This is a genomic window from Mesorhizobium sp. WSM1293 (assembly GCF_000513875.1).
Taxonomy (GTDB): domain Bacteria; phylum Pseudomonadota; class Alphaproteobacteria; order Rhizobiales; family Rhizobiaceae; genus Mesorhizobium; species Mesorhizobium ciceri.
This window is the reverse complement of record NZ_AZUV01000041.1, coordinates 1-24067: the sequence shown is the minus strand read 5'-3', so window position 1 is coordinate 24067 and position 24067 is coordinate 1. Positions and strand designations below refer to the sequence as shown.

The 24067-nt window shown below is 63.3% G+C and carries 21 protein-coding genes and 1 pseudogene; 17 read left to right on the top strand and 5 right to left on the bottom strand.

Annotated elements, in window-relative coordinates; translation table 11 throughout:
• Positions 1-34 precede the first annotated feature (34 nt).
• On the bottom strand, positions 35-883 hold the full coding sequence (locus M729_RS0129690; RefSeq protein ID WP_245267662.1) for an FCD domain-containing protein: 849 nt from the start codon (positions 881-883) through the stop codon (positions 35-37).
• A 32-nt stretch (positions 884-915) separates the two neighbouring features.
• Here M729_RS0129690 and M729_RS0129685 point away from each other — a divergent pair, with 32 nt between their 5' ends.
• From M729_RS0129685 to M729_RS0129645, 9 genes are all read left to right on the top strand, one after another.
• Complete coding sequence (locus M729_RS0129685; RefSeq protein WP_027163708.1) at positions 916-2544, top strand: choline dehydrogenase; 1629 nt, start codon at positions 916-918, stop codon at positions 2542-2544.
• A gap of 291 nt (positions 2545-2835) precedes the next feature.
• On the top strand, positions 2836-3987 hold the full coding sequence (locus M729_RS0129680) for a cupin domain-containing protein (protein WP_027163707.1): 1152 nt from the start codon (positions 2836-2838) through the stop codon (positions 3985-3987).
• A 55-nt stretch (positions 3988-4042) separates the two neighbouring features.
• A complete protein-coding gene (locus tag M729_RS0129675; protein ID WP_013529859.1) occupies positions 4043-5200 on the top strand; it encodes a hypothetical protein in 1158 nt (385 codons plus the stop codon).
• A 9-nt stretch (positions 5201-5209) separates the two neighbouring features.
• Positions 5210-5617 carry a RidA family protein gene (locus M729_RS0129670; protein WP_024505125.1) on the top strand — a complete coding sequence of 136 codons (408 nt, stop codon included), beginning with the start codon at positions 5210-5212 and terminating at the stop codon, positions 5615-5617.
• Between the two features lie 26 nt (positions 5618-5643).
• Complete coding sequence (locus tag M729_RS0129665; RefSeq protein WP_027163705.1) at positions 5644-6264, top strand: glutathione S-transferase family protein; 621 nt, start codon at positions 5644-5646, stop codon at positions 6262-6264.
• Positions 6264-7193, top strand: a complete 930-nt coding sequence (gene fhmpcd1, locus M729_RS0129660; protein WP_027163704.1) for a 5-formyl-3-hydroxy-2-methylpyridine 4-carboxylate 5-dehydrogenase — start codon at positions 6264-6266, stop codon at positions 7191-7193. The genes M729_RS0129665 and fhmpcd1 overlap by 1 nt, the downstream gene beginning before the upstream one ends.
• Before the next feature lie 130 nt (positions 7194-7323).
• A complete protein-coding gene (locus M729_RS0129655; RefSeq protein ID WP_013529863.1) occupies positions 7324-8154 on the top strand; it encodes an ABC transporter ATP-binding protein in 831 nt (276 codons plus the stop codon).
• Positions 8151-8966 carry an ABC transporter permease gene (locus M729_RS0129650; RefSeq protein ID WP_027163703.1) on the top strand — a complete coding sequence of 272 codons (816 nt, stop codon included), beginning with the start codon at positions 8151-8153 and terminating at the stop codon, positions 8964-8966. Before M729_RS0129655 ends, M729_RS0129650 begins: the two co-directional genes overlap by 4 nt.
• A 38-nt stretch (positions 8967-9004) precedes the next feature.
• Positions 9005-10015, top strand: a complete 1011-nt coding sequence (locus M729_RS0129645) for an ABC transporter substrate-binding protein (RefSeq protein ID WP_024505123.1) — start codon at positions 9005-9007, stop codon at positions 10013-10015.
• Positions 10016-10053: 38 nt separating this feature from the next.
• On the opposite strand, the gene M729_RS0129640 is transcribed toward M729_RS0129645, so the two are convergent.
• Positions 10054-10479 carry a hypothetical protein gene (locus M729_RS0129640; protein WP_013529866.1) on the bottom strand — a complete coding sequence of 142 codons (426 nt, stop codon included), beginning with the start codon at positions 10477-10479 and terminating at the stop codon, positions 10054-10056.
• A 139-nt stretch (positions 10480-10618) separates the two neighbouring features.
• Here M729_RS0129640 and M729_RS0129635 point away from each other — a divergent pair, with 139 nt between their 5' ends.
• The 8 genes from M729_RS0129635 (at position 10619) to M729_RS0129600 (ending at position 19086) form a co-directional block, all read left to right on the top strand.
• Entirely contained in the window at positions 10619-11608 is a 990-nt protein-coding gene (locus M729_RS0129635; RefSeq protein ID WP_244506860.1) for a BMP family protein, read from the top strand.
• A gap of 76 nt (positions 11609-11684) precedes the next feature.
• On the top strand, positions 11685-13253 hold the full coding sequence (locus M729_RS0129630) for an ABC transporter ATP-binding protein (RefSeq protein ID WP_027163702.1): 1569 nt from the start codon (positions 11685-11687) through the stop codon (positions 13251-13253).
• On the top strand, positions 13250-14347 hold the full coding sequence (locus M729_RS0129625) for an ABC transporter permease (RefSeq protein WP_013529869.1): 1098 nt from the start codon (positions 13250-13252) through the stop codon (positions 14345-14347). The genes M729_RS0129630 and M729_RS0129625 overlap by 4 nt, the downstream gene beginning before the upstream one ends.
• A 3-nt stretch (positions 14348-14350) precedes the next feature.
• A complete protein-coding gene (locus tag M729_RS0129620; protein ID WP_024505120.1) occupies positions 14351-15286 on the top strand; it encodes an ABC transporter permease in 936 nt (311 codons plus the stop codon).
• A gap of 47 nt (positions 15287-15333) precedes the next feature.
• Complete coding sequence (locus M729_RS0129615) at positions 15334-16140, top strand: 4-pyridoxolactonase (RefSeq protein WP_013529871.1); 807 nt, start codon at positions 15334-15336, stop codon at positions 16138-16140.
• A gap of 25 nt (positions 16141-16165) precedes the next feature.
• Positions 16166-17344, top strand: coding sequence for an alanine--glyoxylate aminotransferase family protein (locus M729_RS0129610; protein ID WP_027163701.1), 1179 nt, complete (start codon positions 16166-16168; stop codon positions 17342-17344).
• Between the two features lie 34 nt (positions 17345-17378).
• A complete protein-coding gene (locus M729_RS0129605; protein WP_013529873.1) occupies positions 17379-18125 on the top strand; it encodes an SDR family NAD(P)-dependent oxidoreductase in 747 nt (248 codons plus the stop codon).
• 124 nt (positions 18126-18249) lie between these two features.
• Positions 18250-19086 carry a sulfite exporter TauE/SafE family protein gene (locus tag M729_RS0129600; protein ID WP_027163700.1) on the top strand — a complete coding sequence of 279 codons (837 nt, stop codon included), beginning with the start codon at positions 18250-18252 and terminating at the stop codon, positions 19084-19086.
• Between the two features lie 21 nt (positions 19087-19107).
• On the opposite strand, the gene M729_RS0129595 is transcribed toward M729_RS0129600, so the two are convergent.
• The 3 genes and pseudogenes from M729_RS0129595 to M729_RS0129585 form a co-directional block, all read right to left on the bottom strand.
• Positions 19108-20457, bottom strand: a complete 1350-nt coding sequence (locus tag M729_RS0129595) for an HlyD family type I secretion periplasmic adaptor subunit (RefSeq protein ID WP_027163699.1) — start codon at positions 20455-20457, stop codon at positions 19108-19110.
• The gene (locus tag M729_RS0129590) at positions 20454-22223 is read right to left on the bottom strand and encodes a type I secretion system permease/ATPase (RefSeq protein WP_027163698.1); all 1770 of its coding nucleotides are present in this window, start codon (positions 22221-22223) and stop codon (positions 20454-20456) included. The genes M729_RS0129595 and M729_RS0129590 overlap by 4 nt, the downstream gene beginning before the upstream one ends.
• A gap of 77 nt (positions 22224-22300) precedes the next feature.
• Positions 22301-24067, bottom strand: a pseudogene (locus M729_RS0129585) (hypothetical protein); the annotation flags it as partial.

Sequence of the window (24067 nt, the reverse complement as noted above, 5' to 3'; positions counted from 1 at the left end):
TCCCCGCACAGGCTCGATGTCAGAGGTGATGCGATCACGCGGCAAAGGCGCCGGCATTCGACCGTTCCATGATCTGTCTCTGCACCGACAGAAGGTGCGCGCGCATTGCGGCCTCTGCCGCTTCGGGGTCGCGCTGCGAGATCGCTTCGGCGATCAGGCGATGCTCGCCGTCGCGGTGGGCGATCCGCTTGGGGCAGGTGGGTGCCGCGGTGCGCGCAACCTTCACTCGCGCATCGACACCGACCTGGCGCAGCATCTTGTAGAATTCCGCGGCGAGATGGTTGCGGGCCGCGGCAACGATCGCGAGATGGAAAGCGAAGTCGACCTCACCCGACGGGGCGTTCTCCGGCGTGGTTGCCGCGTCGAGGATCCGCGCCGTCTCGAAAGAGGAGGCGCGCAGCGACGCCAGTCGGGCAAGGCCCGGCTCCATAATCAGGCGCAATTCCAGGACCTCGATCGGATTGGTTACCCTGACCAGTTCCTCGCCATATCTTGGAAGGGCGGTCGGCGCCCGCCTGGCGCGCGCCGGTTTGAGGTCGCCCGAAAGGCGCAGCACTTCAAGCGCCTTGCGAAGCTGATGGCGCTTGACGCTCAGATGTTCCGCAAGATCGCGCTCGGACGGAAGCTTGCCGCCGCCCTGCTGCAACTGGCGGACCGCGGCGATGATGTCGTCGAGATCAGCTGGTCCGACCTGCGGCTCGAATGCGCTCAAAACCAAATCTCCTGTCCGATCGGCAGACCGCCGACTCAACGTCCCGACATCATATTGTGACACGAAAACCTGTTCGACGGCACTCAACCAATTCAACCAATCTACAACTGTACGCAATGGTTGACAACACCAGTTGCGCGATGGTTGACTGCCCATGTCGACGGTTGCCATCGCGGCAGACGTCTTTCTCCCGAGGATCACGCATGCCGGCTGGCGAAACCTTTGACTACGTCATTGTCGGTGCGGGATCGGCCGGCTGCGTGCTGGCGAACCGGCTGAGCGAAGACCCCGCCGTGTCGGTGCTTTTGCTGGAGGCGGGGGATTGGGACCGCGATCCGATGATCCACATCCCGCTCGGCTGGGGCAAGATACTGACGGAGCGCCGCCACGACTGGATGTATTTCTGCGAGCCCGAGGCCAATGTCGGCGGCCGCAAGGTCGAATGCGCGCGCGGCAAGGTCATCGGCGGCTCTTCCTCCACCAACGCCATGGCTTATGTGCGCGGCAATCGCGGCGACTACGATCGCTGGGCGGCAAGCGGCCTGACGGACTGGTCGTTCGACAAGGTGCTGCCCTACTTCAAGAAGCAGGAGCGCTGGGAAGCGGGCGAAAGCCGGTACCGTGGCGGCAGCGGGCCGCTGAACACCCAGTTCTGCCGCTACAAGGACGAACTGATCGATGCCTTCGCCACAGCCAGCCGTGATGCCGGATACCCGCAGACCGATGACTATAACGGCGCCATACAGGAAGGCTTCGGCCGGCTGCAGATGACAATTGCCAACGGCCGCCGCTGCTCGACCGCAACCGCCTATCTGCGGCCCGCCATGCGGCGCGGCAATGTCAAGGTGCTGACCGGCGCGATGGCGACGAAGATCCTGCTCAGGGATGGCCGCGCAGCCGGCATTGCCTACACCAGAGGCGGGGCGAGCCATGAAGTTCTGGCGCGGCGCGAAGTTCTGCTTGCCGGCGGCGTCATCAACACGCCGCAGCTGATGATGCTGTCAGGCATAGGCGACAGCGGCGAGCTGGCGGCGCATGGCATCGAGACGAAGGTCGATCGTGCGCAAGTCGGCAAGAATCTGCAGGACCACGTTTCGGTCATCCTGATGTATCGGCGCAAACAGCCTGGACCGTTTCTCAAGATGATGCGGGCCGATCGTATCGGGCTGGATTTCGTCAGGACTTATCTCACCGGAAAGGGCTTTTCGGGAGATGTGCCTGGCGGCGTCGTGGCATTCCTGAAGAGCGACGCAAGCCGGCCGTTGCCGGACGTACAGCTGCTTTTCACCGCCGCGCCGCTTGGGGCATGGCCTTACATGTCGCCGTTCAAGGCGCCGTTCGCCGACGGCTTTGCGACCCGTATCGTTGCGGTGCAGCCGGAGAGCCGCGGCAGCGTCAAGCTGGCGTCGAGCGATCCGGTCGCCGCGCCCCTGATCCATCAGAATTTCCTGTCCTCGCAGCGCGACTGGCAGTCGCTTCGCGCCGGCTTTCGTGTTGCACGCAACCTTGCCAGCCAGCCGTCCATGACCCCGTTTGTCGGCGCGGAGTTCTTCCCCGGCCCGAAATGCGAGAGCGACGAAGAGATCGACGAGCATATCCGCAAGACCTCGATCACCGTGCATCATCCGGCCGGCACGTGCCGCATGGGCGTCGATGCGGCATCGGTGGTCGATCCGGAATTGCGGGTGCGCGGCATTGCCGGGCTTCGTGTCGTGGACGCCTCGGTCATGCCCGACCTCGTTTGCGGCAACATCAATGCGGCGGTCATCATGATCGCCGAAAAGGCCGCGGATCTGATCGGCAGCCGCGCTCGACAGAGCGTGGCGGCCTGATAAAGGCGGCCGGAATACAACCAAAGTCTTTTGGTTGAGACTGAAAAACTGCGTTGGTTGGACTGTCATGCGCGTCCGCATGGCCGTGGCGAAGCGGTTTCACGCCCTGATTGCGAGCCGTGTTTCGTGCATTTCTAGGCTATTCCTGCCTATTTCTGGGCATTTGCCTCTCAAGAATGCACCTCAACCAAAAACTTATAAAATTCGCAATTTGGGTATTGTCGAGCAAAACCAATGCGAATACGGTTGAGTTGGTTAGAAGTATTTTCTTCGTGACGAGAGGTGTCCGATATGTCCCTGGCGCAACCAGCTAACGATGTGCTCACCAACAAGAAGGCGGCACTCAAGGGCCTCTATGACGCCCTCTACGCAAAGAACATGTTTCCGTTCTGGGCGACGTCGGAAGGCGTCGACCATGACGAGATCAAGCAGTTGATGGCGACGTCGAGGGCCGTTCCCTTCGTGTGGTCCTATTCGGACATCGAGCCGCTGCTCCAGCGCGCCGCCGAACTTGTGACCATGGACGACAGCGAGCGCCGTTCGCTGATCCTGGTCAATCCTGGTCTTGCACCCAAGCGTGCATCGGTCAGCACCATGTACACCGCCTACCGCCTGAACGATCCCGACGAGATCATGCCGCCGCACAAGCACTCGCCGAGCGCCATCCGCTTCGGCCTGACGGGCAAGGGCAATTTCACCGGCGTCGAGGGCGAAGACGTGGTCTTCGGCCCGGGCGACATGGTGCTGACGCCCAACGACGCCTGGCACAATCATGGCACCGTCGGCGGCGAGCAGGCGGTCAACCTGTCGGTGCTCGACCTGCCGCTGGTCGAAACGCTGCATGCCGTTCATTTCGACCACAAATACACCGAGATGGTCGATGGCAAGGAAGTCGAGAAGAAGGTGCAGACCGCCCGCTATCCGAGCGACTACTCACAGCACATCTATGGCGAAGGTGGCCTGATGCCGCGTTTCGTCGACCACAAGCGTGGCGGCGGCCTGTCGTCGCCGATGTATGTCTACCGTTGGGAGAAGATGGAAGCGATCCTCGACGCCCACAAGGATTGGGATGGCGACCCCCATGAAGGCATCGTCATCGACTATGTCGATCCGACGACCGGCGGACCCGTCTTCCACACCATCAATTTCTACGTGCAGATGCTGCGCCCCGGCGAGAAGACCTTGCCGCAGCGCGAGACCGCCAGCCTGCTCTTGGCGCCGTTCCGCGGTAACGGCCATTCGATCATCGACGGCAAGCGCTATGACTGGAACCAGTTCGACACCATCGCCATACCCGGCGGTTCCTGGGTCGAGCATGTCAACGGCTCGTCGAGCGAGCCGGTGATCTTCTTCGGCGCCACCGATGCGCCGACGCAAAAGGCGCTGCTCCTCTACAAGCGCTGGGGCCGCAACCAGGCCGGCGATCTGCTCCGTCTCGTCTAGTTCCGGTCCTCCGGCAGGCAATGTCCGCGCCGCCATTGGCGGCGTGGACATCGAAATGGAATTTCAGCAGCAAGGGCGTATGCATTTGGTTTCGGCGTTCAACACAAAGCAGATCGGCCATGTCGACTGCCCAGGCGGCGGTCAGGTCTGGGTCGACGGCAACATCCTTTATATCGGCCACATGCGGCCGCCGAGCGGCACGACGCTGGTCGACATTTCCGACCCGCGCAATCCGCGCAAAATTACGACGATCGATGTCCCGCCCGGTTGGCACTCGCACAAGGTGCGCGCCAAGGACGGACTGATGATCATCAACCACGAGCGCTTTGGCGACGCCGGCCCGGCTGATTTCGGCGGCGGACTGGCGCTCTACGACACCACCAAGCCGGCACAGCCGAAGCTCATCTCGAAATGGATAACCGGCGGCAAGGGCGTCCACCGCTACGATTTCGACGGCCGTTACGCCTACATATCGCCGACCGCCGACGGTTATGTCGGCAACATCGTGATGATCCTCGACCTGATCGATCCCGCGAAGCCGGTCGAGGTCGGACGCTGGTGGATACCGGGCCAGTGGACCGGGGGCGGCGAAGAGTATCCTTGGCACGACTATGTCACGCCGCGCTGTCACCATCCGCTGCGAATGGGCGACAGGCTCTATGTCAGCTACTGGCATCATGGCCTGTTCATCCTCGACATTTCGGACATCACCAAGCCGAAGCTGGTCTCGCACGTCAATTCGAGCCCGAGCTTTCCGCATCCCACGCACACCTGCCTGCCGATTCCACAGCCGCTCAAAGGCCGCAACATCATGGTGGTGGCGGACGAGGATGTCGCCAAGCTTCGGCCATCGCCGCCGGCCTTCACCTGGATTTACGACATCACCGACGAGACCAACCCGTTGCCGATCTCGACCTTCCAGGTGCCAGGCCTCGATACGGACGGTTCACCGCAGCCGCAGATGACCGGCTGCCATCAGCCTTCCGAGCGGTTCAATGGAACCGTCATTCCGTTTGCGTGGTTCGCGCAGGGGCTGCGCCTCGTCGACATCGCCGATCCGTTCGCGCCAAAGGAAGTCGGTCATTTCATGCCCGACGCGCCGGAGGGCGCGGAGCGTTCCTCGTCCAACGACGTGACCATCGACGACCGCGGCATCGTCTACCTGATCGATCGCATCCGCGGCGTCGACATCATCGAAACCAGCGTTCTCTAGGGGGATATGTTGAGCGACAGCACGCGAAAATCCGCCAGCCACTACGCCATCGGCAACAAGAACCCGAACCTGCCGTTTCATCCGGCGGTGCGTGCCGGCGATTTCATCTTCGTCTCGGGCCAGGTGCCGAAAGACGAGAACAACAACATGATCAGCGGCACGATCGAAGAAGAGACGCTGGCGACGCTGAAGACCATCGCGCGCGTCATCGCGCATGAAGGCGCGACGCTGTCGGATGTCGTGCGGATCACCACCTATCTCGAGGATACGCGCGATTTCGGCCGCTACAACAAGGCCTTTCTCGAAGGGATCGGCGACGCCGTTCTGGCGCGCACGACCGTCGAGGCAAAAGCGGTCATCAACACCAAGATCGAAATGGACGCCATCGTCTACAAGCCGCTGCCGGCGAGCAAGTAGGCCCTGGACACTAGCGAGGATAAGACATGTACAAGCTGTTAGGCCGCCAGACATCAGGCAACGTCCAGAAGGTGCTCTTCATGCTCGAAGAGTTGGGAGCGTCCTACAAGCGCGAGGATTATGGCCGCCAGTTCGAGAACACGCAGACGGCGGAATACAAGGCGCTCAACCCGACCTCCAAGGTGCCGACGCTGGTCGACGGCGACACCGTGATCTGGGAGTCCAACACCATCCTGCGCTATCTCGCGGCATTCGGCGGCGAACAGTTGAATGGCGCCACGCCGGCGGAAAAGACCGAGGTCGAGCGCTGGATGGACTTCCTGCTGGCGGCAGTCAATCCGGGCTACCTGGCGGCCTTCAAGGGCGCCAAGCTCACGCCCGAGGAACAGACCGCCGAATACAAGGAACAAGTGAAGGACCTTGTCGCGCAGCTCAAGATCGTCGACGGCCACCTGGCCGGCAAGGACTTCCTGGCGCTCGGCAAGCTGACCCTTGCCGACATTGCCTGCGCGCCGATCCTGAAGCGCTGCGTCGACTTCAAGATCGACCGGCCGTCAATGCCCAATCTGGAGCGCTGGGTGGCCGCGATCGCCGCTCGGCCGGCCTTCAAGGCGGCAACCACTGCTGCTCCCTCAAAGGCCGCATGATGATCAAGCGCGCCGCTCTCATCGGACTGGGAACGATGGGTCCAGGCATCGCCGCGCGGCTTTCGCGCGGCGGGCTCGATGTGACGGCGTATGACGTTTCGCCAGGGGCAATCGAGCGCGCCCGCGGCATGCTCGATCTTGCCGGCGGCGTGCTCGACCGTCTCGACATCGAGGCGCCCGGGACTGGTGCCGGCAAAGTGCGTTTCGTCGAGACGATTGCCGAGGCCGTCGATGGCGCCGAACTGGTGATCGAGAACGTGCCCGAGAATATCGACATCAAGGCGCAGACCTATCGTGACATCGATCCGCTGATCGGCCCGTCCGTCATCGTCGCTTCCGACACGTCGGGCATCCCGATCACCAAGCTGCAGGCGCATATCTCGCATCCCGAGCGGATGGTCGGCATGCACTGGTCGAACCCGCCGCACATCATCCCGATGATCGAGGTGATCGGCGGCGAGAAGACCGCGCCTGAAACCGTGGCTGCTATCCGCGATCTCATCCGCTCGATCGGCCTGCTGCCGGTGGTGGTGAAGAAGGACGTTCCAGGCTTCGTCGAGAACCGCGTGCTCTATGCGCTGCTGCGCGAGGCGGTCGATCTTGTCGAGCGCGGCGTCATCGAGCCGGAAGACCTGGACACCTGCGTGTCGTGGGGCATCGGCTACAAGATCGCCGTCATCGGCCCGATGGCGCTGCTCGATATGGCGGGGCTGGATATCTACAAATCCGTCTCGTCCTTCCTGAACGCCGATCTCTCCAACCGCGACGATGTCGCGCCGATGGTGCTGGAGAAGGCGGCTGCGTCGAAATTCGGCATCAAGTCGGGCGAGGGCATGTTTGCCTACACGCCCGAGCAGACAAAGGCGCTGCAAGGTGAACGGGCGCGCAAGCTCGTCGCGGTGCGGCGCATCCTGGAAGGCCGGGAGTAGCCAATGTCACATGGTGCGCACAGGGCCAGCCGGTTTGAGGAGTTCCACCGGTCGGCTGTTTGTGTGAAGGGCGCCTTCGCCATCAAGATGGTGCGGGTGCGGCAGAAAACAGCGCGCGGGGCGACAAGCCATGCGCATTGAAACCATCCGAGCCGCCGGCGACAGGCCGGCCCATATCCGCCATGACGATCTAATCTCCGCCAAGGGCGTTTCGGTGGTCATGGCCCGTCAGCTGATCCTCAGGAACATCGATCTTTCGGTGCCAAAGGGATCATTCGTTTCCCTTATCGGTCCTTCCGGATGTGGCAAGAGCACCTTGCTCAAGGTGCTGGCCGGGCTGGTGCAGCCTACCCAGGGCAGCGTTTCGATCGCCGGGCTCGCGCCGGTCGAGGCGGCGCGCAAGCGGATGATCGGCCTCGTCTTCCAGGACGCCAACCTGCTCCCCTGGAAAAACGCCGTCGACAATGCCTCGATGCTGCTCGGCATCGCCGACAAGTCGCTCTCGCGCTCGGATCTGCGGGCGCGCGGGCAGGAGATGCTGGAACTGGTGGGGCTGGGCGACAGCGCCCACAAGCGGCCAAACGAGCTGTCGGGCGGCATGCGGCAGCGGGTCGCCATTGCACGGGCCCTGGCGCTCGATCCGGCGGTCCTGCTGATGGACGAACCGTTCGGCGCGCTCGATGCCATCACCCGCGATTCGATGGGCCAGTCGCTGCTGGAGATCTGGCAGCGGACCGGCAAGACGATCGTGCTCGTCACCCATTCCATCGACGAGGCCATCCATCTGTCGCGCCATGTTCACGTGCTGGGGATCAAGCCGGGACGGATCACCGAGAGCCTCGACATTGCGCTGCCTTACCCGCGCGACCTGTCGGTCACCGAAGATCCGGAGTTCGTCAGGCTGGTGGTCCAGTTGCGAACGATGCTGCGCTCCAGCCATCAACCGGGAGGCGCATCTTGAGCGACCAACCCATATTCGACCTTTCCGAGCCGCGCCTCGCCTCCAGCTGGAGTGCGGCGACCGGCAGCTGGCTGCCGGCTGTCATCCTCCTGCTGGTGACGATCGTGCTGTGGGAAGCCGCGGTGCGGATCTTTGCCATATCCGCCTTCATCATTCCCGCCCCGTCCGAGATCGCGAAGTCGCTGGTGGCGCAATGGGGCACGCTGATGCAGGCGACGCTGGTGACGGCGGGCGAGATACTGTTCGGCTTCCTGGTCTCGGTCGTGGTCGGCATTGCCATTGCGCTGGTCATCGTGCGCTTCGATTGGTTGGGACGCGCGCTGTATCCACTGGTGGTGCTGTTCCAGAACGTGCCGAAAGTCGCGCTCGCGCCGATCTTCATCCTCTGGTTCGGCTATGGGCTGGCGCCCAAAATCGGCCTGATCCTGGTCATCGCCTTCTTCCCGGTGACGCTGTCGATGCTGGCGGGCATGCAATCGGTCGACCGCTCGCTGCTGTCGCTGATGAATTCCGTCGGGGCCAGCCCGACGCAGATTCTGTTCAGGATCCGCGTTCCGCACTCGCTGCCGAACCTGATGGCCGGAACCAAGATCGCCGCCACGTTGAGCGTGATCGGCGCCATCGTCGGTGAGTTCGCCGGGGCGTCGGACGGTCTCGGCTACGTCATCCAGTTCGCGTCGACCCAGCTCGACACGGCGCTGGTCTTCGCAGCGCTGCTGCTCGTTTCCGTGCTTGGCATCGCCTTCTACTACGCCGCCGAAATCCTAGAACGCATCGTGGTGCCGTGGGCGCCGAAATTCAGCCAATCCTAGGCCCGCTCGATCAACCAATTCATAAAAGGGAACAAAAAATGCTGAGACGCTCACTTATCAAGGCCGCTACCTTCGCGGCGTTTGTTGCAGCACTCGGTTTTTCCAACGCGGCTCTGGCGGCGGACAAGGTCAACGTCCAGCTCGACTGGGTCGTGCGCGGCAATCACGCCATGTTCTTCGTCGGCAAGGAAAAGGGCTTCTTCGCCAAGAACGACATCGATGTGGCCGAGATCCGCAAGGGATCCGGCTCGCCGGACGCGATGCGGCTGGTGGGCAATGAGAACGCGGATTTCGGGTTCGGCGATCTTCCCACGCTTGCCGTCGCACGGTCGCAGAATGTCCCGGTCGTGGCGCTGGCAGCCGTCAATCAGCACTCGCCGCTGGGGATCATTTCGCTGGCCAAGACGCTGAAGCTCACCAAGCCGTCCGACCTCAAGGGACTGACCATCGGCATTCATCCGGCCGGTTCCACCTACATCTTCTTCAAAGGCTTCCTGGCCGCCAACGGCCTGACCGAAAAGGACATGACGCTGAACAGCGTCTCGCCTCCCTATGAAAGCTATTTGCTGCTTGGCCGGGTTCAGACGGTCGTCGGCTATATCGATGCGGAGGTTCCCGAACTGGAAGCGAAGGCCGGGGGTCCCGGCTCGCTCAGCATCATGATGGGGGCGGACTATGGGTGGAAAGCCTATGGCTCCGGCCTGTTCACCTCGCAGGCGATGATCAAGGACAAGCCGGACGTCGTGCGCCGCTTCGTCAAGGCATATAGGGAGGCCTTCGACTATGTCGTGGCTCATCCGGAAGAGGCCGCCGAGATCACGGCCAAGGCAGCGCCCGGCTATGCGGACAAGAAGGACGTACTGCTGGCGCAGATCAACGCCGACATCGCCTCGACGTTCACCAGCCCCGACACCAAGGAACACGGTCTCGGCTGGATGACGAAGACGCAGTGGGAGGAGACCTTGAAGACGCTGACGGACCAGGGCGTGCTCAAGGCGGCTCTGTCGGCGGACGACGTCTTCACCGACGCGTTCCTGGCGAAAGAATAAGAGGCTCGCGATGTTCGAACGGACGCGGCAATGAGCGCCTACCGGCAGACCAGGCTGTCCTGCGCCATGGCGCAGGACACATCACGCTCGCCTTTCGCCGCATCGGTGCGGTCGAGCGTGATCTGCACGCGGGTGGCATATGCTCGGCTCGCCAGACCGCACCACAGCCGCTCGACGGGCAGGTTCTCGCGCTTGCCGTTGAGGATCGTGAACGTGCCGGTCTTCGCATCGAACCAGAGCTCGACGCGGGTCTTCTTGCCCGGCTCGATCGTTGCGATCCCGGCCGAATACCAGTGGGCGAAGTCGGCGTTGCAGGAGAGGCCTTCGCTGCCCGCATTCGAAATCGTCAACGGAACCATGTCGAGCCCGTCAGTGCCGGTGCGGACGGCGACATGGTGCAACTCAACCGCGTTGGCGAAGGACGATAACGCCAGCATCACCGGAAGGGCATAACGGATCTTCACTTTGCCTGAGCTCCACAATGTAATTTTTCCTAGGCAGTCTATCTCGCTTTCGCGCAATAACAATAAGAATATTGATTGGTGAAACAACAGAGAGGGTAAAATGTTAAAGCTTCTTAAGAGCAGTGTAAGTGCAGTTATATTGACCAGTGTCTTGTTGAGCGGCGCGCTTGCCGGCGAGGTCAAGTCGATCGCCATCCTGACGCCCGAAGAAGGCACGGACTACGGCTGGAACCAGCAAGGCATCGATGCCGCCAAGGCGGCTGGCAAGGCCGCCGGCGTCGAAGTGGTCGTGGCCCAGGGCCTCGGCTATGGCGATGTTCGCCCGACCTTGCGGGAACTTGCCTCCGACGGCGCCAGCCTGCTGATCGCGCATGCCAGCGGCTACAACACCTCGGCGCCTGAAATCGCCAAGGAATTGAAAGTTCCGGTGGCAATCGTCGACACGCCAGCCGGCCTGGAGAAGGGCCTTGTCGCCGACTATACGCTGAGCGGCCACGAGGGCGCCTATCTCGCCGGCCGTCTCGCCGCCAAGGTGTCGCGTTCCAAGTCGGTCGGCATCGTGGTGTCGGGCGAACCGCCATCGTGGAATTCGCAGTCGGCGGCGTTCGCGCAAGGCGTGAAGGCGGAGAACCCGGACGTCAAGATCACCTACGCGGTGATCGGCCCGGCCGCCTACAGCGATGCGGCCGGCGGCAAGCGCGTCACCGAAAGCGTGATCGCGTCGGGCGCCGACATCATCTTCGGCCAAGGCAACGGTTCGAGCTTCGGCATGCTGCAGGCGGTCGAGACGACCAAGGCAGCCGATGGCGGCAAGGTCTATTTCATCGACGTCATCGGCGACAAGTCACCGATCGACAAGGGCTTCCTGCTGTCGTCGGTGGTGTGGAACATCGAGCCGGTCTATGCGGCGATGATTGCCGACCTGAAGGCCGACACGTTCGGCACCAAACACTATACGATCGGCCTCAAGGACGACTCGGTCAAGTTGCTGAAGACCGCTGCGATCCCGGACAATGTCTGGACGGAAATCCAGGCGCTGCGCGAGGACGTCATTTCCGGCAAGATCAAGGTCGAGCCGGTCTATGACGCGGCCGCCGTAAGGGCACTGATGACCAGCGTCGCCCAGTAAGGCGATCATGGTCGGCTGCCGGAGGGGTGATCCGTTCACCCCTCCGGACGATTCCTGTTTTTTGGTGCTGGGCTTCATGAGCGGTTTTTCTTCATCGTCCGTTGCCGGGCGCGACATTGTCGCGCTTGAAGGCGTGACCAAACGGTTCCCCGGCATCGTTGCCAATGACAGCGTCGACCTGTCGATCCGCCCGGGCGAAGTGCATGTGCTGCTGGGCGAGAACGGCGCTGGAAAATCGACATTGATCGGCATGTTGTCCGGCCTGCAGCAGCCTGACGAAGGACGCATACTGGTCGACGGCAAACCGACGCCGATCACCTCGCCACGCCATGCGCTGGCACTCGGCATAGGCACCGTATTCCAGCACATGATGCTGGTGCCGACGCTGACGGTGGCGGAGAACCTCCTGCTTGGCGGGCCGTGGTGGCAGCGCCCCAGGACCGAGGAACTGGCGGCGCGCGTCGCCGAGATCACCGGCACGCTCGGCATCACCGTCAAGCTTCAAGCCAAGGTATCGGAGTTGTCGCTCGGCGAGCAGCAGCAGGTCGAGATCCTGCGCGCGATGCTGCGCAACAGCCGGCTGCTCATCCTTGACGAGTCCACCTCCATGCTGACGCCGAAAGGTATCGACGAACTGGGCGCGCTGATGCGCCGCCTTGTCGAGCAGGGCCTTGCGATCGTCTTCATCACCCACAAGCTCAAGGAGGCGGCTGCCTTCGGCGACCGCATCTCGGTGCTGAAGCTTGGCCGCAAGGTCGGCGAGATTCCACCCGAGCGGTTTCGCACGCTGGGCGAACAGGAGATCGTCTCGGAGATCGTGGAATTGATGTTCGGCAAGCAGAAGGATGACCCGGAAGCCGTCGAGCGTCCGGTCCGCACTGCCCGCGCCGGCGCTGACCCGCTGCTTCAGGTGACGGACCTGGCGGTAGCGGCGACGGACAATGCGCCGGGCCTGTCGTCGATCTCCTTCGACATCCGCCCGGGCGAGATCCTCGGCATAGCCGGCATCGACGGCAACGGCCAGAAGCAGCTGGCGGAAGCGCTGGCCGGCCAGCGTACAGCCACAAGCGGCTCGGTGCGGCTGGACGGCGCCGCCATCGAGACGCTGAGCGTCGGCGAGCGCCGCCGGCGCGGCCTTCGCTACCTGACCGACGACCGACTGGGCGAGGGCACTGTCGGCACCTTCCCGGTCTCGATCAATTTCTTCCTCAAGCAGGTCGGCGCGGCCCCGTTCTGGCGCAACGGCGTCGAGCAGCGCGCGGAGATCGACAAGCGCGCCGCGCAGCTCGTGCGCGAATACGACGTGCGCACGCCGAGCCTGAAGACGCCCGTCGCGCGGCTGTCCGGCGGCAACATCCAGAAGGTGCTTCTGGCAAGGGAACTGGCTGAAGGCGCCAAGGTGGTGATCTTCAACAAGCCGACCTATGGGCTCGATCTCGCCAACACATTGGCGTCGCGCCAGCGCATTCGCGATACGGCGGCGCGTGGCCTTGCCGTGCTGCTGATCTCCACCGACCTCGAGGAATTGCTTGGCATGTGCGACCGCATCGCCGTCATCGCCGACGGCGCTTTGGTCGGCACCGTCGAGAACGTAGACGACGCCCGCACAAAGGTCGGTCGCCTGATGATCGGACTTGCCGCATGAGCATCGACACCGCACCCACGGTCAGCGCCACCGCACTCGATGCCACGAGCGGGGCAGCGACGCGCCGCGACATCCTGCATCGGCTGCTGATGACGCTCGGCCCGATCCTTATCGCGCTGGTCATAGCCGGCTGTATCCTGCTTGCCGTCGGCGTCGACCCGCTGGCCTATTATGGCTTCGTGCTGGAGAAGGGACTGTTCTCGCCGCTCGGCATCCAGCAGACACTGACGCGCATGGCGCCGCTGCTGTTTCTCGCCGCCGGCCTGATCGTCGCCTTTCGCGCCGGCATGTGGAATCTGGGCGGCGACGGCCAGTTCCTGCTTGGCGCGGTGACGGCGGCTGCCAGCGCTCCCGTGTTCGTGCAGATCATGCCAGCCTGGCTGGCGCTGGTCTGCTCGTTCCTCATCGCCATGGTGGTGGCGATGATCTGGTCGCTGGTGCCGGCGCTGCTGCGTGCCTATCAGGGCGTCAACGAGATCATCACCACCCTGATGATGACGTTCCTCGGCACCTCGCTCGCCAATGTGCTGGTCAAGCTGGCGTTTCGCGACCCAAGCACGACCGTGCCGCAGACCCGTACGCTGCCGGTGGAGGACCGGCTGCCGCGCCTGTTCGAAACGACCATCACCAGTGGCCTGCTGCTTGGGCTGGCGGCGATCGTCATCGTGCATCTGGTGATGACGCGCACGGCGTTCGGGCTGAAGCTGAGGATCGTCGGCGCCAATCCACGAGCGGCGGTTCACTCGGGGCTCGGCGTTCCCGGCCTGACCGTCGCCGTCTTCGCCATTTCGGCCGGGCTGGCCGGGCTTGCCGGCGCCGTCGACATCATCGGCGTCCAGGGCAATGTCCGCGCAGACTGGAATCCCGCCTACGGGCTTGCCGTAATACCCGCCGTGTTTCTCGCCCGTATGAACGGCTTTGCGGCCATCGGCTTCGTATTCCTGCTTTCGGTGCTTTCGATCGGCGGCGAGAGCGCGGCGCGCCGGCTCGGCGTGCCCAATCATTTCACGCTGGTGCTGGTTTCCATCGTACTGATCGTGCTCGCGCTCGCCGAATATTTCGATCACCGATACAACCAGTCGCGGAGGGCCTAGGGCATGACCGGGCTCTTCAGCGAGGTCTTTCTCAGCGCGCTGCTGTTCGGCGCCGTCACCGCAGCGATCCCGCTGCTGCTTGCCGGGCTCGGCGAGCAGATCTCCGAGAAGGCTGGCGTGCTCAATATCGGCATCGAAGGCATGATGCTGGCCGGCGCCTATCTCGGCTTTGTCGGCGCTTTCTATTCCGGGTCGCTGTGGCTGGGCTTTCTCACCGGCGCCGCCGGGGGTGCTGCGGTGGCGCTTGTCATGGCGCTGCTTTGCGTGCGCATCGGGCTGAACCAGATCGTCATCGGTATCGCGCTGACCTTGGGGCTGGAAGGCCTGACGGCACTGCTCCACCATTTCCAGTTCTCACGCAGCTACCCGCGCCTGCCGGCGGCGGATGCGACTGTCATTCCGCTGCTTTCGGACCTTCCGGTCATCGGGCCTGCATTCTTCAAGCATCATCTGATCGTCTATCTGGCGGTCGCGCTGGTTTTCGGTATGGGCTACATCTACCGGCGCACGCAGCTGGGCCTCAATTTGCAGGCGGCAGGCGACAAGCCGGCCGCGCTCGATGTCGCCGGCATCGATGTCGTGCGGACCCGCACCATCGCCGTGCTGACGACCGGAGCGCTGGCCGGGCTCGGGGGCGCGTATCTCGCCAATGTCGGGGCCGGGCTGTTCATTCCGTTCATCACCAATGGCGCGGGCTTTCTCGGCATCGTGCTGGCCATGCTGGCGCGCGGTCGCCCGATCTGGGTGCTGTTCGGCGCGTTGCTGTTCGGTGTCTGCCTGTCGCTGACGACGGCCATGCAAGTGGCCGGCATCAACATACCGACCGACATCATCCAGATGCTGCCGTTCCTGGCGGTGATGATCATGCTGGTGCTGTTCGGCCGGCGCGCCAGCCTGCCGGCGGCGCTCGGCATTCCATATGAGCGCGGCGCGCGCTGAGGACAATTCATGCGCGGACGGGACCCGCGCCAATAAAGGAGGCAAGAATGTCGGATACCAAGGTCTACCTGCTCGACGGCGGCTCGCTCGTTCTCGACGGCTATCATGTGTTCTGGAACCGCGGCCCTGGCGGCGAAGTGCGCTTCCCGGTCTATTCGATCCTGATCGAACATGCCGAGGGCCGGTTCCTCATCGACACCGGCTACGACTACGATCACGTGATGAAGGTGCTGCCGTTCGAAAAGCCGATCCAGGAAAAGCACCAGACCATCCCAGGCGCCCTGGCGCTGCTCGGCCTCGAACCGAAGGACATCGACGTCGTCGTCAATTCGCATTTCCACTTCGATCATTGCGGCGGCAACAAGTATTTTCCGCACGCCAAGAAGATCTGCCACCGGACCGAGGTGCCGCAGGCCTGCAATCCCGAACCTTTCGAGCATCTCGGCTATTCCGATCTGAGTTTTTCGGCGGAGGCTGCCGAAGCGCGTGGCGCGACCGGGCAATTGCTTGCGGGAACGACACGGGCGAATTCGACCTTTGAAGGCATCGATGGTGACGTCGAGCTTGCCAGGGGCGTCCGGCTGATCTCGACGCCCGGCCATTCGATCGGCCATTACAGCCTGCTGGTCGAGTTCCCCAAGCGCAAGCCGATCATGTTCACGATCGATGCGGCCTATACGCAGAAGAGCCTCGAGACGCTGTGCCAGGCGGCCTTCCACATCGATCCGGTGGCGGGCGTCAATTCGATGCGCAAGGTGAAGAAACTCGCCGAAGACCATGGCGCCGAGCTGATGTACTCGCACGACATGGACAACTTCAAGACCTACAAGACCGGTACGCAATTCTACGGCTGACCGCCGCCAATCCGGAGACAAGACGATGCGCTATCTCGAACATGCCGATCCGGTCATCACCCTGACCGCGGGACCGGTGAACGCCTATGCCGAAGTGCTGCGCGGCCTCGGACGCACGGTGCTCTACGACTACGACCCGGCGTTCCAGCTCTTCTACGAGGGTGTGGTCGACAAGGCGCAGAAGGCGATGCGGCTGTCGAACAAGCCGGTCATCCTGCATGGCGAGCCGGTGCTTGGCCTGGAGGCCGCCGCAGCCTCCCTGATCACACCAGACGATGTCGTGCTCAACCTTGCCTCTGGAGTTTACGGCAAGGGGTTTGGCTATTGGGCGAAGCGCTATTCGCCACATCTGCTCGAGATCGAGGTGCCCTACAACGAGGCGATAGATCCGCAGGCGGTCGAGGCAATGCTGAAGGCGCACCCGGAGATCACCGTCGTTTCCGTCTGCCACCACGACACGCCGTCCGGCACCATCAATCCGATCGACGCCATCGGTGCGCTGGTTTCGGCGCATGGCGGCTATCTCATCGTCGATGCCGTCTCGTCCTTTGGCGGCATGAAGACGCATCCCGAGGACTGCAAGGCCGATATCTATGTCACCGGCCCGAACAAATGCCTGGGCGCGCCTCCCGGCCTCACGATGATGGGCGTCAGCGAGCGGGCCTGGGCCAAGATGAAGAGCAATCCCCTAGCGCCGCGCGCATCCATGCTGAGCATCGTCGACTGGGAGCATGCGTGGTCGCGGGACAAGCCGTTTCCGTTCACGCCGTCGGTCTCGGAAATCAACGGGCTCGATGTCGCGCTCGACCTCTATCTCAATGAGGGACCGGAGGCGGTATGGGCGCGCCACGCGCTCACCGCCAAGGCCATGCGCGCGGGCATTGCTGCGATGGGCCTGTCGATCTGGGCGGCCAGCGACAGCATCGCGTCGCCGACCACGACCGCTGTCCGCACGCCCGAAGGTGTCGACGAGAAGGCGCTTCGCCAGGCTGCCCGCGCCCGTTACGGGGTGGTGTTTTCGTCTGGCCGCGGCGAGACCTTGGGCAAGCTGACGCGCATCGGCCATATGGGTCCGACCGCCCAGCCGATCTATGCGATCGCGGCGCTGACGGCACTTGGCGGCGCCATGAACGCGGCCGGCCAGAAACTGGCGATCGGCAGGGGTATCGACGCGGCGCTGGCCGTGATCGACGCCGACGCCTGAACAGATATCACCACGGATTGAGGGAGCATTTTTCATGACTGAACGGCTTGCGGGGAAGACGGCCCTGGTTACGGGCGCTGCGCAGGGTATCGGCAAGGCGATCGCCGCGCGGCTCGCCGCCGACGGGGCAACCGTCATCGTCAGCGACATCAATGCCGAAGGCGCCAAGGCGGCGGCCGCGGCAATAGGCGGAAGGGCGAGGGCGATTGCCGCCGACATTTCCGATCCGGCCTCCGTCAAGGCACTCTTCGCCGAAATCCAGACCCTGACCGGGGGCATCGACATCCTGGTCAACAATGCCAGCATCGTGCCGTTCGTCGCCTGGGACGATGTCGATCTCGACCATTGGCGCAAGATCATCGACGTCAATTTGACAGGCACCTTCATCGTCAGCCGCGCCGGCACGGACCAGATGCGTGCGGCAGGCAAAGCTGGGCGGGTGATCAGCATCGCATCCAACACCTTCTTTGCCGGCACGCCGAACATGGCGGCCTATGTCGCAGCCAAGGGTGGCGTCATAGGCTTCACCAGGGCGCTCGCCACCGAACTCGGCAAATACAACATCACCGCCAATGCGGTGACGCCCGGCCTGATCGAGAGCGACGGCGTCAAGGCGAGCCCGCACAATGAGGCGTTCGGCTTCGTCGAGATGCTTCAGGCGATGAAAGGCAAGGGGCAGCCGGAACATATCGCCGATGTGGTCTCGTTCCTGGCCTCCGACGATGCGCGCTGGATCACCGGCCAGACGCTCAATGTCGACGCCGGGATGGTGCGCCACTAAAGCATTCCGCACCCCAAACCTGTGTACGCTTTCGGGCGATCTGCACCCAGGTCGCGACGGGCGGACAGGCGCGGCCAAAAATGTATCCGCAAGGCCGCAGTCGGCCAATCAAGGAAAAATCACAGTGGACTTCGGATTCGACACGTCGGTTTTCGACGGGCTGACGATTGCAATGCTGGTCGCCGGTCTGGCCATGACCGGAATGGCCTCCGGCGTGCTCGCCGGTCTGCTGGGGGTCGGCGGCGGCATCGTCATCGTCCCGGTGCTGTTCTGGGTGCTTAGCCTGTTCCACTTTTCGCCTGCTGTGATCAGCCATCTGGCTGTCGCGACGTCGCTTGCGGTCATCATCCCCACCTCGATCTCGTCAATGCGGTCGCACAACAGGCGCGGCAATGTCGATCGGCCTCTGCTCACTCTGTGGGGACCGGCCGTTTTCGTGAGTGCCCTGATCGGTGGCATCACGTCGAAGTTCATCCCGGGCGCCGGCTTGCGGCTGGTTTTCGGCGTCGTCGGCCTGCTGGTGGCCCTCAACATGGCGTTGCCGAAGCACCTCGTGATCTCCGATCACCTGCCGCAAAGCGGCTGGATCAACCGCGCGATCGCCTCTGTCATCGGCTTTGTCTCTTCGCTCATGGGAATCGGTGGCGGCACGCTCTCGGTGCCGACGCTTTCCAGCTTTTCCTTTCCTGTGCACCGGGCCGTCGGCACATCGTCGGCGCTTGGCCTGCTTATTGCGCTTCCGGCAGTGGCCGGCTTCATCTGGTCGGGTCTCGCAATTGCAGGCAGGCCTCCGCTCAGCCTGGGTTACGTCAGCCTGCCGGCGGTTGCCATCATAGCGCCCGTGAGCTTCCTGTTCGCACCCTTGGGCGCAAGGCTCGCCCACGCGCTCAACCCGCGCTACCTGAAACTTGCCTTTGCATTCTTCCTGGCGATCACGGCCGGGCGAATGCTGCTGTCTTGAATTTCGCTGGGCGGCGTACGGCTATTTTTCCCGCATGGCCCGGCGGAAGTTCTGCGTGATCGGCTCGGCGAGATAAGAGAGAACGGTGCGAGCCCCCGTCCGGATCATCGTCTCGCTCGACATGCCGGGCAGCAGCTTGCGGCCCTCCAGCTTGCCGAGTTCGCTTTTGTCGATCACAACCGTCGCGGCGAAATACGGTGCGCCGCTGCGCTCCTCAACCATGCGGTCAGCCGACACGATCTCCACGACACCCTCGAGCGGCGGCAGGTTGTAGCGGGCGAAGGCCGGGAAGCTGACGCGCGCGGGCTGTCCGGGTGCGATCGTCTCGACATCCTCCGGTTTGACCATGGCTTCGACCACGAGTTGTTGTCCGAGCGGTACGATCGTCATCAATGTATCGCCGGGTTTCACGACACCGCCCGCGGTGTGGACCTTCAGATCCATGACGATGCCGTCAACCGGTGCGACGACATCGGTACGGGTAAGCACGTCCCTGGCGGCACGCTCCTCCTGTCTCAGGTCGAACAGTTCCGCCTCGACCTTGCTCAACTCATCGACGGACTCGTTGAGCCGCACGGTGTCGAGGTTCAGGATCTGCATGTCGATCTCGGCCATGGCGCTTCTGGCGCGGGCGATTGCGGCGATGTTGGTGGCGCGCTCGCCCTCGATCTCCTGCTGCTGTCGTCTGAGCAACAGGTTCCGCTCGCGGGTGGTCAGCCCCTTCTTGAGCAGACTCTCGAGGTCTTTGGTTTCACCCTCGATCGCCTCGATCTGTTTGTCCTTGGTGACGATAAGCTCTTCCAGTCCCTTTATCTCCTCCTCGGTCTGGTGGCGGCGCTGGCTGAGGATTTCCTGCTCGTCCGCCAGATTGTGGTGTTTCGCCGCGAACACGTCGCGCTGTGCGGACACCGCGTCCCTTGCGGCGGTGGCGGGGTTGGCGAGCAACGCCGGATCGAACTCGATCTCGGCCCTGCCGTCACGCTCGGCCCTGAGACGCGCGGCCAGCGCCTCACGCGTTGCTATCCGGTTCTGGATCAGGTCGAGCTGCGCCTTTGCCTGAGTGTCGTCGAGCCGGACGAGGATCTTGCCGGCCTTGACGACATCACCGTTGGCTGCGTTCAACTCCGCGATGATGCCGCCCTCGAGGTGCTGGATCAGCTTGCGGTCGCCGGCGACCTTGATAACGCCCGGCGCCACAGCGGCGCTGTCCAACGGTGCCAGGGCCGCCCAACCTCCCGCGACGCCGAAGAACAGGAACATGATCGCGAACCCGGTGCAGGTCACGCCTGTGAGACGCAGCGGCATCGGTTGCAGCAGGGAGGGCGGCGGAAGGGGCAGCGGCACGACGTTCAATTCCGGGGGGCGGCTCATGCTTCCTTGACCTCTTTGGTTTCCTTGACCACTTCGAGGGCAGGCAACTGGGCAGCCTTGGGCAGATGGGCCACCTTGCTGACGCGGCTGGCGAGTTCGTTGAAGACATGGTCGCGCGGCCCGAAGAGATCTTGCTGACCCCTGTTGAGGACCAGTATCTTGTCTACCTTCTCCAAGATGTTGGCGCGGTGCGCGATCAGGATAACGGTTGTGTTCGTCGCCTTGGCCACGCCGAGAGCGGCAATCAATGCCTCCTCGCCCTCCCTGTCGAGGTTGGAATTGGGTTCGTCGAGGATAAGCAGCGTGGGGTCGCCGTAGAGTGCCCGCGCCAGCCCGATGCGTTGGCGCTGCCCGCCCGACAGTATCGCACCCGCCTCGCCGATCTCGGTGCCGTAGGCCTTCGGCAGCCCCTTGATGAGTTCGTGGACGCCGGCCAACTGCGCTGCCTTGATCACGTGCTGGAAGACCGCCGGATTGACCGTCGCAAAGCGGGCGATGTTGTCGGATACGGTGCCGGCGAAGAGTTCGATGTCCTGCGGCAAATAGCCGACATAACGGCCACGGTCTTCCGCCGCCCATTGGGCAACATCCGTTCCGTCCAGCAAGGCACGCCCCCCCGACGGGCGCCAGGCACCGGCAAGTATGCGCGCCAGGCTCGTCTTGCCGGCCCCGCTCGGACCGATCAGGGCCATCGCTTCACCCGGCTCGAGACGGAAGCTGATGCCTTTCAGGATGTGCTCGCCACCCTGTCGGGCAAGCACAAGGTTGTCGGCCTCAAACCTGCCTTTCGGACGGGGCAGTGGCAGGACCGGTGTGGCTTCCCGGTGCTGTCCGGCGACCGCGGTGAGGCGTTTGTAAGCGGCACGCGCTCCCACCGTCGCCTTCCATGTGCCGATCGCTTGCTCGACCGGTGACAAGGCGCGACCCATCAGGATCGAGGCGGAGATCATGATGCCGGGTGAAGCCTCGTTGCGAAGAACCAGATAGGCGCCGAGGCCGAGTATGGCCATTTGCAGGGCCAGCCGGTGACAACGCGCGATAGCCGCGATGACGCCGCCACGGTTGGCGGCAAGAACCTGTCCCTTGTTGGCCTCGTCCTGTTGGGCCTTCCAGCCTTCCAGCAATGGCTTCAACATGCCCATCGCCTGGACGACCTCGGCGTTGCGGATCGCCGCCTCGGCTTGCACATAGGCCCGCGACTGTGCGCTTGCGGCCTCGGTCAGCGGCTTGCGTGTGAGGTATTCGTTGAGCAGCGCCAAAGCAAACAGCACGATCCCGCCGCAAAGCGCTAGCCAACCCAGCCAAGGGTGCATGACGAATATGGCGGCGAAAAACAGCGGCGCCCAAGGCGCGTCGAGGATCGGGAAGATGCTCGGACTGGTACAGAAATTCCGCACCTGGTCCAGATCGCGCAGCGGACGGGCGTTGGCCTGGCCAGGCGCCGAGGCGGCGTATTCCACCGATGCGGTCAGCAGAACCGGTCCCAGGCGCGCGTTCATCCACGATCCGACCTTGGCCAGGAGACGCCCGCGCACCACCTCCAGCCCAGCCATCGTCGCGAGTGCGGCAGCCGCCATCAGCGACAGCATCACCAGCGTCTCCAGGCTGTGGCTGGACAGTACGCGGTGATAGACCTGGAGCATGTATAACGCCCCGGTCAGCATCAGCACGTTGATGCCGCCGCTGAACCAGATCAGCGGGCGGATAGCGCGCCTGACCTCTTTCATCACCACCTGCAGGGCAGGGGGCTGTTGCCTGGTTTTCATCGTTATTTCTCTGGTGTGCGGGATGACATCTCGTGCGAGAAGTGGGGGCAGCCGTGGCTGCCCCCGCTGGTCAAGTGTCAGACGACATCGACAAGTATGTGCTGGGGGACGGTCACATCCCCATCAGCGTCCGCCACCTGGAAGGCGAAGTCGAGATGTGCATCCGGCGTCGTGGTCTGGGTCGAGGTGAAGCCGATGTCCGTGATCTTCAGCACGTCATTGTCGGTCACGTCGAAGGCGTGGGTTCCCGTGCTGGCACCAGTCGTACCAGTACCGGTTGCTTTGTTCAGGTCGATTGCAGTACCGGTGAGCCCGTTGCCGGACTGCATGATCTGGGCGCCTTGGAGCACCCAGTTCTCACCGGTTGCGTTGTAGTCGTTCTTCTCGATGATGACGAGACCGTCGTTGTTATCGAGCGGGAAGTCCGCCGCGTATGCGGTGGGGACCTGCCCCGCCTTGAAGATGTTCGTGTTCGACACGTACATCGCCTTCGTGGTGAACGTGTCGGCGGCGGTGCCGCTGCCGCCGGCAATCCCGTCGGAACCGTAGTTGACGAGATTGAGGATCAGCATAAGATCTTCGCTGTTCCCGATACCGTCGAACTTGATGGCCATGTCGGTGGCAGACTGGTTCGGGACGTTGTTGACTCCGTCGTCGGTGACGATGCCGGGGCTGTGGTCGAAGAACCGCAGTGTAAGCAACTCACCCTTCTGGATCGTGTCACCGGCAACTCCGTTCGTGGCTTGGGTTGCAGAAATCCAATCCTCGAAGTTGCTACTGATCTGCTGGCCAGCGTCGAAAGCCGTGTCAAGATTGTTAGGCAATCCAGCCGGCGCGCCATCGCCTGTCGCATTGAAACCTAACGGGCTACCGTTGGGGTTCGAGTTGCCGGTGAACTGCACGAAGAAGTCCCGGTCGGTCGTTTCGGGTGTGCTGTCCGCCTCGAAGAGCTTCTCCACCACGATGTTCGGGTGACCGGTGTTGCTCAAGGGCTCCTTGAATAGAAGCTCACTGGTGTGCAGAATGTCCTTGGTGAAGCCCTCCACCGTGTCGCTCAAGGTGATGGTATAAGTGCCGGCATCCTTGTGGAAGACGAGAGTACCACCCACCGAGCCCGGCTGAATGCCAGCCGTGTTCGGGTCGCTGTCGTAGCTAGCGGTCCAGTTGAACGTCGCCGAGGTAGCGCTTTCCGACTGCAGCGTCGCGACCGAGCTAAGGAACGGGGTCGTGCCTGGTGCCGGCACAAGGCCGGTGAGATTGCCGTCAAGGGTGATCTGGATGCCGGCAAGGGCACCGTTGACATCGACGAAATCGCTAGCACCCGCCAAATATTCTGCGGCCGTATGCTTGTCCACCATGTCGTACCCGAAGGCTCCGATAGCCGACGCGTTGAGCGTGTTGGCCAGAGTCTCGTGGGTCCCGGTACCGTTGCCGGCGTTCTGGTCACCGTCGAACGGCACCGTGATCGTCGGATCGGTGTCGTCGAAGGTCAGAGACAACGGCCCCGAGCTCGTGCTTTGCTGCGACACGACGTCGTTGTCGCCGTCCGTCGCCGTCACCGTTGCCACCACGTTGATCAGACCGTTGAGGTCGAGCGTGTTGTCCTCGCCGACGCCTTGCGTGTTCGAGTGCTCAAGGGCAACCAACGACGTCAGCGTCACCGTCGTGCCAGACAGTGTCACCGTGAACGCCGTCGCGTCGAGCACGCTGTCGCCGTTGCTGTCGTACTGGCCCGAGACCTGGGTGGCCGAGTCGACCACCAGCGTGATCGCATGGTTGCCCTCCGTCGTCAGCAGCCCGGTCGCCGCCCCGCCGGCCAGGGCAAGTGCGTAGGTCACATTCGT